This window comes from Myxococcales bacterium (assembly GCA_016716835.1).
Classification (GTDB): domain Bacteria; phylum Myxococcota_A; class Polyangia; order Haliangiales; family Haliangiaceae; genus JADJUW01.
The window spans coordinates 1,641,032-1,653,822 of record JADJUW010000001.1; the positions used below are offsets into that span (position 1 = coordinate 1,641,032).

Here is a 12,791-nt window from a genome sequence, read left to right on the forward strand (position 1 = left end):
ACCCTTGCGGCTCGCTCGACGCGTGGACAGGTTGTCAAAATCAAGATCCCGAAAATCCGCCCCCAAGTTCGAGGGCAATACAAATTTCCGTATCCAACGAAAACAACCGCTGCCATATAGCAGAGCGATGGAATCTAACGCACGAGTGCCAAATCTGCATAGACGCGGCAAATATCCGATGTTAAGGAGCCACTGTGACTAATCTGCAATTGCGATGCACTGCGACCATGCTCGCGGCCTATGTAGCCCTTACGATATTGATGATCGCCGGGCTGCAGGCACTTCTACCTTCCTTATATGTTGCGCTAGTCGGTAAAATAACAAAGTTCTTGTTGCCATTATCAGCTGGCCTCACTGCGGGCTTACGTTACCACCAGCTCGGCCGTCGGGACCGAATCCTCTCCATCGTCGTATTTGCATTGCTGGTGAACGCAGGGTGGGCGCTATTTTCCCTATTCCCCGACAAGCTAGCCAAGGCACCCATGCTCTTTGTCATTGGGTTACCTCTTTACGCGCTGTTTGCCGTTTGGGCGTACCTCGGATTTTCAATTGGTGAGCGCATCCGATGGGCACAAGAGCAGAACCGTGACGAGGATGGGACGGACGCCTCATGACAGATCACATCTCGGCAAGTGATCGAATTTATCAGATCAGGATCCAATGCCGCAGCATCCATAACGTCGCCTATGTGATCGATCCCATTCGTGCCAATTCAGATCCCTCATTCCGCTTTTAGATATGTGCTGGATCACCAGACGGACGCCCCCTAAGCGACAGAACAGCGAAAGTCATGTTGGAAGCACCTCGCCGACGACTACATAGTATCGGACAAGAGATACCCTTTATTTTTTTAAGTCCGGCCCCACGTTGCAGGTTGGGGTTGCCAAAATCAGGGCCCAGGTTGATAGATTTGCAACGGTGGCGGCAGACACGAGCGTGAACCGCGTTAAAACCTCGCCCAAAAAAAGGGCACAGTGGTTATACCCGCTTCTCTTGTGTGGTCACCGAGGACAGTGATAACAACTTCAAGTGGACCAGGCCGTTGAAAGGTTTCTTCTATCGGTTGATGATTCCGTTCGCTGCGAGTCGCCGCGGGGATTCGAGGTTGCTAAGGAGCTGGGTAGCATCCGAGCTCTTATGCCTTTGCTTCAGTACGAGAGCGGTGAGGTCTTCGAACTTGATGAGTATATTGAAGATGCTTCGTATTTCGCGGGGCTTTACTCCACCACCGTAAGCATTCGGTTTTCTTGCTTTGGCAAACTCTTCTCGATTTTGAACTTAACTAACGTGGATCCTGCGTTCGCGTCACGCATCGTCGAATTCATATCAAAGCATGGTTATACATATGTACCCGCAGAAGTTCTTGACACCGAATATACCGGTGCCAATCCCCACCTGAAAGGAACTACGTGGTGGGTCCGATACTTCGACTACCTGTAAAACAAAAGGGTGAGCTTCACGTTATAACCGCCAAGGGTCACGTTTTCAAAAATGGAACGTGAAGCCAGCTCGGTGCTGCTCGATTAGCGCCGAATCAAAGCCGTGAGCAACGGCACGTATGCGCGTTACCGCCGTGCCCCATTGCAGGGCGGCGTTACTCTGGACCGAGGTATACGCACGACGGTCTAAGCGATTCTGTCAAACGGCGCGGCGCGCGGCAGCAGCCCATGGCGGCGCCACCCAGTCGTGAGCAGCCAGGTTTGGGCGGCGTGCACGGGTGAGGGCTGCCGGGTTGCGGCGTGCCAGTGGGCTTCGTCATCCGGCGAGCGGACAAAGCCGTTGAAATACGGTGCCGACGAGCATGGGTCGACGCCAACGTTATTGCCTTGGAGCGCGGAGACGTGCGTAGTCAAGCCCGTCGATCGCGTGTGGCGTTTATGTCGCGGATGCTCAGAGCGCGCTTGCCCACGTGCGGCGTGTTTGGCGTGATTCATCAGCACGTAGACCAGCGCGTTGCGCACCTCGCGCGGCACCGTGAGAGTGCGCGTGAAGGCCCGTTGGCTCCACACGCGGCGGCCTTGGCGACCTAGCGCCTTGTTAATCGCCCGCGCCGCGCGCGTCACCAGGCTGGTGATGCCAGAGCGCAGTGTCCGCTTGTCTTGGGCTTCGATGATTAAATGCACGTGATTGGTCTGAACCGAGAATTCAACGATGCGAAATGATCGGTCGCCTAGCCGCGGGCATTCGCTTTGGTTGGTGGCCGCAATGCTATGGCGAACCCACGCAAAGAGGTCCGGCCGGCGCAAGGACGGCACGTCATCGCGCACGCGCAACGTGACATGCACCGGGTGGCCTGCGCTGTGCACCGTACGCGCGCGGTGCGGCGTCGGGCGAAGCCCTGGTTTTGGCTTGGGTCCCGAGCCCGGCCGCGCCCCGCCGCGACGGCTGCCGTCGCGTGCGGGCTTGCGTAGCGACAGCTGGCCATGCACGGCGCGCCGGCGTCGCGATGGCTTGCCGGCACCAGGGGAGGATTTTGCGTTCATTGAATAGGGCCATCTTAATATAAATTGAAGTAAAATTGTCGCGGGAATGTGATTTTATGTGTTTTCATCATGTCGCGCCGGGCCACTGGCCTTTTGAGGGGCCGTGGCCGGCGCAAGGATCGCGGTACTCAGAGGGAAAGCGGCGATGAAGGCACGACGACGGGGCATTTGTTGCTCTAGTGATCGCAAGAGCGCCGAGCCACTGGCCTTATTTGAGGGGCCGTGGCCGGCGCACAGTTGGGCTGAATCGACGTTCAACCCCTTGTGATGCGTAGTTTTTTCGTTTGGTTGATTGCCCAGGCGCCGGGCGCGGCTCCAAATGGCCAGCGCCCCGGCGCGACGTGGGCAGCAAGACAACCGTTTAGGATGGACCTATTCAATTGAGGTTTTTGAAGAGCGCGATCCATGTCGCGCCGGGCCACTGGCCTCTAAATGGACCGTGTCCGGCGCACAGTTGACCTGTATCGGCGTTCAACCCCTTGTGATGCGTAGTTTTACGTTTGGTTGATTGCCCAGGCGCCGGGCGCGGCTCCAAATGGCCAGCGCCCCGGCGCGACTTGGGCAGCAAGGCAACCGTTTAGGATGGCCCTACTAAATTGAAGATCTTCAAAAACGCGATCCATGTCGCGCCGGGCCACTGGCCTTTTGGGGGCCGTGGCCGGCGCATGGGTGGGCGTGACCGGAGAGAAAGCGGCGGTTCGGTCACGGCAACTAGCGCCGGGGACGGGACGGGCCAGGCGTAGCGTCGCGCCGAGAAACCTGTACCATGGAGGCAGCGTGCGGCTGGCGACAAAACTTTTTATAGCGGTTGCGGCGCCGTGTGTCGCGCTGGCGATTTTTACGGCGGTGGCGACGGTGCGCTCGTTTGATCGCGGGTTTGATGCCTACGTGACAACTCGCCAGCGGGCGGCCTTGGAGGCCGTGGCGTCGGCCTTGGGCGACCACTACGCCGAATTTGGCAGTTGGCAGCGCCTGACGCAGGACCGGCGGATGTGGCGCCGTTTGTTGCAACCGATCCTGCGCGGCGAACTTGAGCCCGACGGCGGCGGCGCGGCGCCCGCTGGCCCGCTGGGGCGAGCGCGCGGCCCCGGGCGGCTGGCGGCGGCGCTCTACGACGCCTCGGGCGAGGTCATCGTTGGGCGACGCAACCTGCCCGATGCCGCGCCGCGTGCACCCATTGTCGTCGCGGGTGCGACAGTCGGCACGGTTGCGATCGCCTTTCCCGCGTCTAACATCGACGCCGCCGACAGCCAATTTGCGGGGGCGCAACGTCGCCTCATTTGGAGCATGCTGGCGATTTCCTTGCTAGGTGCGGCCGCGATCGCCTGGCTATTGGCTCGCAACATGCTTTCGCCGGTGCGCGACATGGCAGCGGCAACTAGGACGCTGGCGAGCGGTAACTACGGCGTGGCCATCGCGAAAACGTCGAACGACGAACTCGGCCAGCTCGCCAATGACGTCAATACCCTGGCCGCCGCGCTCGCCGCGCAACAGGCGTCGCGGCAAAGCCTGATGGCGGACCTCGCGCACGAATTGCGGACGCCGCTGGCGATCTTGCAAGGCGAGCTGGAGGCGCTGCAAGATGGCGTGCGGCCGTGGTCGCCCGCCGCCGCGGAGTCGCTGCGAGGCGAGGTCGCGGGGCTGGCGCGGCTGGTCGATGACATTCGCATGTTGGCGCTCGCCGACGTCGGCGAGTTGCCGATGGAAACACGGCCCGTCGACCTATCTGGATTGGCAAGCAAAACCATCGACCGCTTCGCCACGGCGCTCGCGGCGCGGCGGCTGCACGTTCACCGCGAGGATCTGCAGGCGAACGTCGATGTCCAAGGCGACGCGGCGCAGCTTGAGCGCGTGCTGACCAATCTCTTGCAGAACACCGTCCGCTATGCGGCCGAAGGCTGCGAGGTGTGGCTGGCGCTTGCGCGCGAGGCCGATACCGTGCGCTTGACGATTGAGGACAGCGGGCCAGGCGTGCCGGCCGCTGCCCTACCCCGCTTGTTTGAGCGTTACTACAAAAGCCAGGCCGCTACGGCCGAGGGCGACCGCTCGCGACAACACGGCGGCAGCGGCATTGGCCTCGCGCTGTGCAAGGCGATAGCGTTGCGCCATGGCGGCAGCATTAGCGCCTTTGCCTCGCCGCGCGGCGGCCTCGGTATCGCGATGGTCTTGCCAACGCGCAAGGGAGCGCAAACGTGAATGTCTTGATCGTCGAAGACGAGCCCAAGCTCGCCAGCGTGCTGCGCGATTACTTGGTCACGGTCGGCCATCACGCCGACATGCTGCACGATGGGGCGCTCGTGGTGCCGCATGTTCGGCAGCATCCGCCGGACATCATCCTGCTCGACGTCATGTTGCCAAACAAAGATGGACTGGCAATCTGCCGCGAGATTCGCGCGTTCTCAAGCGTGCCCATTATCTTCTTAACCGCGCGCGTCGAAGAAATCGACCGCATTCTCGGGCTTGAACTCGGCGCCGACGACTACATTTGCAAGCCCTATAGCCCGCGCGAGGTGGTGGCGCGCATCTCGGCAATTATGCGGCGACTCGCAAAGCCGGTGCCCGTGGCGGCCGCCGCGACGACGGGCGCCGACGAACTAACCCCTGCCGTTGGCCTGGTCCTCAACCGCGCTCGCTTTGAGCTCACGCTCGATGGCAAGCGGCTGGACGTGACCCCGGTAGAGTTTCGCCTGCTGTGGGTGCTGGCGGCGACGCCCGGCCGCGTCTTTAGCCGCAAACAATTGATGGCACAGGTCTACGACGACGACCGCATCGTCACCGACCGCACGATGGACAGCCACATCAAGAACCTTCGCAAAAAACTCACCGACGTCCGCGAGGACGCCGACGTCATCGAATCGGTGTACGGCGTCGGCTATCGGCTGCGCGAATCCGCGGACACTTCTGCCAGCTAGCCGGCAGAATGCGACCGCGCTTGCTTGCCGCGATTTTCGCCCTGACGCTCGCGCCCAATGTCCCATTTCCACAGCACGCCGTCGTCAGGGTCGGTAATCTCCCCCGCGAAATCAAAGCCACATTTTTGCAGGATATGGTTGGATGCATTTGCCTCAGCCAAGGTGTGCGCTTGCACTTTCACCACGCTTGCCTCGGCGAAGGCTTGCTGCACGAGTGCGTGCACGGCCTCGGTCGCCAAGCCTCGCCCGCGATAGGCTTCGGCGATTTCGTAGCCAAGCTCCACCACGCCTGCCGCGGTCGGTGGGCCCTTGAAGCCACACGATCCAACTAGCATATTTTCGGACTTCAAGACCGGCAGGTATGACCAGTAGCGTTCGGTGCCCGGATGCCGGTGCAAGGCGTCCCAGGTCCAGCGAAACGCGGGCTCGCCAAATTCGGTCCATTTGGAAGGAATCTCAATGCCCAGGTAGTCACCAAGCTTCGCCTCGCCTGCGAAGAGGTGCTCGAGGATAACCAGGTCACAGTTGACCAGCCACATCCGATCAGTTTCAAGGATAAGGTTGCTACGGGGTCGCATGGTATTCAATTTGGCAGCGGACACGGGCGTGGTTACCGACGACCGAACTATATACGCTCCATTGAGCCTGAGCCGCGGCTGGCGCGCCAGATACCGTGCGTGTGGACAACTCTTAGGTTGGCGGCGCAAGCTTGCCGCGGTTAGCGCGCGTGCGCACAACACAAGGCCAGGCGTTTTTTGGCGGCAACGCGCCTTGCCACGTTCCGGGGGCAGCAAGCCCCACGCACCGCACGCGAGGCATGCGGCACGGCGCAGCCGCAGGGTTGGCACCGCGCTGCGGCCGGCGCTAGCGCTGGCATGCATGTTGCTGTTTACCGCAAAGCATGGAAAAGCTTTGCGCCGCCATTATTTGCATCGTCTACTCAATAGCCGCCATGCCGCGGGTGGCTGAGGCCGCGGGCAGCAGGCCTAAGCCGAGGGGCGGCGTCAGCGCGTCGGTCGGCTCCTACGAAAAGCCAGCAGCCACGTCGGGGCGCCTCAAAAATAACGTGACTCCTGCTAAGCTGACCACCGCCAAGCCTGCAGCCAGCCAGGCTGAGGCTGCCAAGCCAAGCGCTAAGGCACGCAAGCCAGGCGCCGCCGCCGCCAACCCTCAAGCCGGGCGCGGTCTAAAAGCAATTGCCAAGCGAGTGGGCAAGCTCACCTTGCTAGGCGCGAAGTACCTGGGGATGTCGGTCTTAGGGATTGCCCAAACAGGCGTGGTAGGCACGTTGTCCGGCATCGTCGTCGGCTTGGTTTCGGCCACGGTTCTAAGTCCTTTCATTGCACTCGGCCTCGGCATCGCCTCTGTGGATGCTGGCAGCGACAACTTGCAGGCTGCCTCGGATCTCGGCGGCTGGGTTGGTTTCGCGGGCGGCTTTCTCGCGGGCGCCATCGTCAACGTTCGCGTCATGTTGCAGGGCCTCAAGCACGACGCCATGGCGGCGAAACAGGAAGCTGTCGCCTCCGCGACGTAGGCCGCGCGATTTGCCTTAGGTCTTGCATATCGAAACCATATCCCTCGCAAGCAGCCATCCAATGAAGCACTTCGGTTTGATCGTTTCGACGCTTGCGGCGGCCATGCTAGCGGCGTCGCCTGTTTCATCATGGGCGCAGCGTCCAGGCTCGATGAAGGCGAAGGCCGCCGTAACCACCCGCGCGACGCTGGTGCCCAATTTCACGCTCGCCAAGCCAGTTGGGGCGCTCGACCTAGGCGCCGAGGCGCCTGCGGCGCAACGGACCATCAACGTGCTGGGCATCTCGCACGACGCTGAGAGTGCCTGCGATGATTGTGGCAGCGTGACGTACGAGGTCCACAAGGTGCGAACGGAAGGCATCTCGTGGGACGCGGCGCGCGATGGACGCTTGACGCCTGGGCGCTTGCGGCGCGCCATGCGCGGCACGCGTGTGCCGGTGCGCGGCGAGGCCAGCGACGTGCCGCTTGGCATGACGCACCACCTTGAGGTGGCCGAGCCGATCGCGGCGGGGCAAGTGCTCGTCATCGAGCGGCGGCAGGCGCCCAGCCGTGGGCGCAAAGCGCGATCTAGCGCCACCACGAGCATCGTCGTAGCTGAAGGGCACGCCACCGCCATCGCGCGTAGTGCGACCGCGGAAAGCGGCGATCGCGCGGAGGTCACGGTGCCCATACAGGTCGCGCCCTATCTCAATCACGAAGTGGTGAGCGCCCGGATTGACTTCGAGCCGCGGCATGCAACGCATCCGCAGGCCGCGGGCCGGCTGCGGCTGGCGTTGCGCGGCGGGATCAATTCCTTGCCGCCTGGCGCGCGCTACGAAGTATTCTTTAAGTATCAGCTCGTCGCCAGGGGCGAGGCGCATGCCGAAACTGGTAGCTTTCGCCAAGCAATTTCGATCGACAGCTTTTTTCCAGATGGTGAAGGGCTAGAACATTTTAGCCTGCGGGTCACAACGCCGGCGGGCACCATCGATTTTGGCCTGACGCCCGGCGCCGGTGGTAAGCGGGTCCGCAAGGAAGCTGGCAAGGCAACGCAAACGTTTCGTGGCCGCTTGGGGCGGGCGGGCGCCAGGTCGTGGACGCCCGACGACGCAAGTCTCGAGCTCGCCAAGTCACAGCTCGTTTAGCAGATGGAGGCGTTGCTGGCGAGGCTTGGTGCGCGGTCAGAGCGCAAGCTTACGGCCTCTATTTCACCACGCGAGTTATTACGGAGCACGCAAATCTATAAACGCAGCGCGCTGTCTTCCCTATTCGAGCTACGCTTCATGACGGCGGTCTATGCGCGGATGTTGACCTTTAGTGCGCGTTACCAGGACGAACATGGCGCCGGGCGGCTTGAGGACATCCGGCTCATATTTGATGACGACCGAGTTCAATTCCTGCTCACCCTGCAAAGGGCCGGCAAGCGCGTTGAACTTTGGGATGTTTTTGAGCACCAGGGCTTTGTCGATACGCCTTAGCAGGCAGGTAAATTAGCTACGACCGCGACATTGTCGAGTTGCTTTGCCCCGCGGGCACATTCGTTGTCAGCGCGTTATCACCCGTCGACTCGTTGCTGGCCCTTGCCGCGCGCAAGCATAACGCACCATAAGCGACGCCGTTTGGTATATGTTCCCCAGCATCGACATGACCAGCCCTAGCGAGCAAGTTGTCTGTGCGTATTGCGGCAAATCACTACCCAAGGAACGAGCCGACCTTACCGGCAAAGGACTTCGATGCGGGCCCTGTGGCACCCTATCGCAAATTCAGGCCCATCAGGGTGCTTCTGATATCGGCGACCATCTAAGCCGCGACCAGGTCAAGCGACGATTTCGGCTCGCGCGCTCGACCTTAAAAATGTTCTGCTTGATCGGCCTACTGTTCATTGCCGCGACGATCACGGCGCTGGCTATTGATGCTGACGATGGCATTAACCTGGCGCCCCGCTTCGCCGTTGCGACGGTATTTTGCGTTGCCGTTGCCTTTTATGCCTACCGCGAATCTCGAGCCTACAGGCAAACCTTGCGCACCATGCGGGAGCCCATAAGCGTGGGGTCATCAGCATCGCCGCATGAGGATGCCATCCCAGATCTCTCAACCTGGAGCCCCATGCATGGGCAAAAGCGGAAGTTCCGACTGGACCTATTTGATTTTCTTTTCGGCGACGACGACGATGATGATGACGGTTTTATTTAATAAAACCATGCGCTTACAGGCTTCGCAATTTCTCCATAATGGCTGCAAACCCACTGCACAGTCGCGCGGCATGCTGGGTGTATCGAGCTCGTTCCTCGATGCCAACCAGGAGAAACCAGATGAAAAAACTCGTATTGCTTGTCTCGATCCTCACCTCTGCATCGGTCGCCATGGCCCAGCCAGGACAAGGTGCCAAAGGCGGCGCGGCGCCAACCGGACCGCAAAAAGGTCGCATGACGCCCGCCGAGAAATTTGCCAAGCTCGACACGAACCGGGACGGCGTCATCAGCAAGGCCGAGGCCGCGGTCGCGGGCCGTTTTGCCAAACACTTCGATCAGCTCGACGCCAATTCCGACGGCATGCTAACGGTGGCCGAGCTCACGGCCGCCCACGAAGCGCGCAAGCAGAAGCACATGGAGCGCCGTGGAGAGCACTTTGACCTCATGGATGCCGATAAGAACGGCGCCATCTCGCGCGAGGAATTCGTCAAGCACGCGCCGCAAAGAGGTCAGCGCGGCGGCAAGGGCCATCACGGCGGCAAAGGCGGTCGCGGCGTCAAACACGGCCCGGGCGACCAGGGCGCACGCCCCGGCGCTTAGCGTCTCACTGCCCTCTTAAAGGCCCATCCAGAAAGATGGCAGCAGGCCCATCGCCATCACGAGCACCGCGCATAGCGCGATGACAAAGGCCTGGCTTGGCGCATGTAGCTCGCCAACGGGCTGCGCCACCGGCTTGAAGTACATCGCGGTGACAACCTTGAGGTAGTAATAGATGCTGACCGCCGAGTTGAGGATGCCGAGGATGACCAGCCAGAGCAGCTGGCCGTCATAGACCTCCATCGCCGACTTGAAGATCTGGAACTTGCCCATGAAGCCGGCGGTGGGGGGAATCCCGCCCAGCGACAGCATGCAAATAGTCATGGCCAAGGCGGCGCCAGGATGCGAGGTGGCCAGGCCGGCCCAGTCATCGAGCAGCAGGCGCTCGCGGTCTTTGCTGCCGATATAGGCGACCACGGCAAACGCGCCCAGCGTGGTGAGGCCGTAGGCCATCACATAAAACCAACGACGAAATCGCCGAGGCCGAGCCCAGGCCATCGCGGTCACGCCAACCAAGATGACGCCGGCGTGAGAAATCGACGAGTAAGCCAGCAGGCGCTTGATGTTGTTTTGCTTCAGCGCCGCGAGGTTCCCGGCCGTCATGGTAAGCGCCGCCATGATGACGAGTGGGCTCGCCCACCCTAGGGTGCCGAACGGCAAGACCTCGCCGCCGAGCGCGGTGCCAAAGACGCGAATCATCGCGACCACGGCCGCGGCCTTGACCGCCGCCGCCATAAACGCGGTAACCGGCGTTGGCGCGCCCTCATAGGCATCTGGCGCCCACATGTGAAACGGCACCGCGGCGATCTTAAAGCCAAAGGCGATCACGACGAGAAACGCGCCCGCTACGGTGAGCGGCAGGTTTGGCGTCGCCACCAAGCGCTCGGCCATGGCGGCAAGGTTGGTCGTGCCCGCGGCGCCATAGAGCAGCGCCATGCCGTAGACCAAGATGCCGGTGGCAAAGGCGCCCATGAGGAAGTACTTCATCGCCGCCTCGTTGCCGCGCGCCGATTTTTTTCGCAGCGCGGTTAACACGTACACGGCGATGGAAAGCGTCTCGATCCCCAAGAAGATGGTCATCAGGTCGCCGGCGTGCGCCAACATGATGATGCCGGTGGAGGACAGCAGCAAGATGCCAAAGAATTCGCCGTTTTCCCACGCGTGCGTGCGCTGGTGCGGCCCGGCGATGAGCGCGACGATGGCGACGGCGAACGCCGCCAACGCGGAAAATAAATAGCCAAGCTTGTCGGCGACCAGCATGCCGTTAAACAGCACCACCTCGCGGTCACCGATGTTGTTGTAGTGGACAAGCGCGGTCACGGCGACGACCAGCGCGCTGGCGACGGTAAGACCCATCAGCGAGGCGTGATTTTTCCCTTGAACATCGCCTCGGCGAGGATGAGAAAAATGCCGGCCACGACCGCAATGATCAGCGGCGCGATATAGCCCAAATCTGAGAGCTGAAACGTCATCATTGGCCGACTCCTAATTGTGCGACCGGCGCGGTCTTGGCGGCGCGCGGCTGGCTAGGCACCGGCGTGCCGTAAAGCCGTGCCGGGCCATCGGGCTCGCTGACGCCCCGTCCGAAGTTGCGAACGAAGGTTTGCACCGAAGGCTCCATGCTCTTGAGGATGCGGTGCGGCGCCACGCCCATGCCGATGATGCCGACGCAGAGAATCACAAACACCGCGAGCTCGCGGCCATTAAGGTCTTTGAGGCCGCCGTTCTTGGCGACGTCGAGCTTGCCGAAAAACACTTTCTGAAACATGTAGAGCAAGTAGATGGCGCCGAGAATCACGCCGGTGGCCGCGAAGGCGCCGAGCAGCATCGGATTTGGAATCGAATAGTTGCCGGGAAAGTTGCTAGCGGTAAAGGTGCCAAAGATGGTGAGAAATTCGCCGATAAAGCCCGACGTCGCCGGCAGACCAGCCGAGCCCATGGTGACAATGAGATAGAGCCCGGCGAAAATCGGCATTTGCTTCCAGATACCGCCGTATTCCGCGAGCCGTCGGGTATGGCGGCGCTCATAGAGCACGCCAATACCGAGAAACAGGCCGCCGGTGGTAAGGCCGTGCGACAACATCGCAAAGATGGAGCCCTGGATGCCCGTGAGCGTCATGGCAAAGAGCCCGAGCGCGCAGAAGCCAAGGTGCGACACCGAGGAATAGGCGACGATTTTTTTGACATCATCCTGTGAGAACGCCACCAGCGCGCCATAGACGATACCTATCACCGCGAGCACGGCGATGTAGGGCGCCAGCTCCGCGGCGCCAGCCGGAAACAGCGGCATGGCGAAGCGGAGAAAACCGTAGATGCCAAACTTGAGCATGACGCCGGCCAAAATGACCGAGCCCGGGGTTGGCGCCTCGACGTGGGCATCGGGCAACCACGTGTGCACCGGAAACAGCGGAATCTTGATGGCGAACGCCAAGGCAAAAGCCGCAAAACACCACACCTGCGCCTGATGCGGCAGGATGAGGTTAGAAAGCGCCTCGAGATCCGACGTGTATGTGCCGGTGACCTGGCCATGCGTGACGTAAAGAAAGATGATGGCCGCCAGCATGAGCAGCGAGCCAACCATGGTGAAGACGAAAAACTTGATCGACGCGTAAATGCGGCGCTGACCGCCCCAAATGCCGATGAGCAGGTACATCGGCACCAGCATGATCTCGTAGAAGACGTAGAACACGAACAAGTCGAGCGCGACGAACGAGCCAATCATGCCAGCCTCGAGCAGCAGCATGGCGGCGACGAATTCGCGCACGTGCTTGTCGATTGAGCCCTTGGCCGCGAATAGGGTGAGAGGCGTCATGAATGTGGTGAGAATGAGCAGCCACAGCGAGATGCCGTCGATGCCCGTCTTGAAGTGGATGCCGAGCGAGCTAACCCACACGGTGTCAAACACCAGCTGCATCCCGCCCAGGTTGGCGCGGAAGTAGGCGAAGACGCCAAGCGAGACAAGAAATGTAATGAGTGAAAACGAAAGGCCCAGCATGCGCGCCAGGCCGCCCTCACCCTTTGGCGAAACCATGACGAGCAGTGCGCCGACCACCGGCAAGCCGATTAGCAGCGGCAACAAAAACGAACCGTCCATG

The 12,791-nt window shown here is 61.3% G+C and carries 12 protein-coding genes; 8 read left to right on the forward strand and 4 right to left on the reverse strand.

Annotated features, from left to right (window positions below; genetic code table 11):
- The first annotated feature begins 227 nt into the window (after positions 1–227).
- Entirely contained in the window at positions 228–614 is a 387-nt protein-coding gene (locus IPL79_07225) for a hypothetical protein (protein MBK9070774.1), read from the forward strand.
- 1,011 nt (positions 615–1,625) lie between these two features.
- On the opposite strand, the gene IPL79_07230 is transcribed toward IPL79_07225, so the two are convergent.
- Entirely contained in the window at positions 1,626–2,483 is an 858-nt protein-coding gene (locus IPL79_07230) for a transposase (GenBank protein MBK9070775.1), read from the reverse strand.
- A 777-nt stretch (positions 2,484–3,260) separates the two neighbouring features.
- Here IPL79_07230 and IPL79_07235 point away from each other — a divergent pair.
- Together IPL79_07235 and IPL79_07240 are read left to right on the forward strand one after the other, a co-directional pair.
- The gene (locus tag IPL79_07235) at positions 3,261–4,679 is read left to right on the forward strand and encodes a HAMP domain-containing protein (GenBank protein MBK9070776.1); all 1,419 of its coding nucleotides are present in this window, start codon (positions 3,261–3,263) and stop codon (positions 4,677–4,679) included.
- Entirely contained in the window at positions 4,676–5,395 is a 720-nt protein-coding gene (locus IPL79_07240) for a response regulator (GenBank protein MBK9070777.1), read from the forward strand. Before IPL79_07235 ends, IPL79_07240 begins: the two co-directional genes overlap by 4 nt.
- Here IPL79_07240 and IPL79_07245 read toward each other — a convergent pair.
- A complete protein-coding gene (locus IPL79_07245; GenBank protein MBK9070778.1) occupies positions 5,392–5,934 on the reverse strand; it encodes a GNAT family N-acetyltransferase in 543 nt (180 codons plus the stop codon). The genes IPL79_07240 and IPL79_07245 overlap by 4 nt on opposite strands.
- Before the next feature lie 362 nt (positions 5,935–6,296).
- Between IPL79_07245 and IPL79_07250 the strand changes: the two genes are divergently transcribed.
- The 5 genes from IPL79_07250 (at position 6,297) to IPL79_07270 (ending at position 9,699) form a co-directional block, all read left to right on the forward strand.
- Entirely contained in the window at positions 6,297–6,929 is a 633-nt protein-coding gene (locus tag IPL79_07250) for a hypothetical protein (protein MBK9070779.1), read from the forward strand.
- 61 nt (positions 6,930–6,990) lie between these two features.
- Positions 6,991–8,052 carry a hypothetical protein gene (locus IPL79_07255; protein ID MBK9070780.1) on the forward strand — a complete coding sequence of 354 codons (1,062 nt, stop codon included), beginning with the start codon at positions 6,991–6,993 and terminating at the stop codon, positions 8,050–8,052.
- 3 nt (positions 8,053–8,055) lie between these two features.
- On the forward strand, positions 8,056–8,385 hold the full coding sequence (locus tag IPL79_07260; GenBank protein MBK9070781.1) for a hypothetical protein: 330 nt from the start codon (positions 8,056–8,058) through the stop codon (positions 8,383–8,385).
- A 166-nt stretch (positions 8,386–8,551) separates the two neighbouring features.
- On the forward strand, positions 8,552–9,100 hold the full coding sequence (locus tag IPL79_07265) for a hypothetical protein (GenBank protein MBK9070782.1): 549 nt from the start codon (positions 8,552–8,554) through the stop codon (positions 9,098–9,100).
- Positions 9,101–9,219: 119 nt separating this feature from the next.
- The gene (locus IPL79_07270; GenBank protein ID MBK9070783.1) at positions 9,220–9,699 is read left to right on the forward strand and encodes an EF-hand domain-containing protein; all 480 of its coding nucleotides are present in this window, start codon (positions 9,220–9,222) and stop codon (positions 9,697–9,699) included.
- Between the two features lie 15 nt (positions 9,700–9,714).
- On the opposite strand, the gene IPL79_07275 is transcribed toward IPL79_07270, so the two are convergent.
- Entirely contained in the window at positions 9,715–11,052 is a 1,338-nt protein-coding gene (locus IPL79_07275; GenBank protein ID MBK9070784.1) for an NADH-quinone oxidoreductase subunit N, read from the reverse strand.
- A gap of 115 nt (positions 11,053–11,167) precedes the next feature.
- A complete protein-coding gene (locus IPL79_07280; GenBank protein MBK9070785.1) occupies positions 11,168–12,790 on the reverse strand; it encodes an NADH-quinone oxidoreductase subunit M in 1,623 nt (540 codons plus the stop codon).
- Position 12,791: the final 1 nt, after the last annotated feature.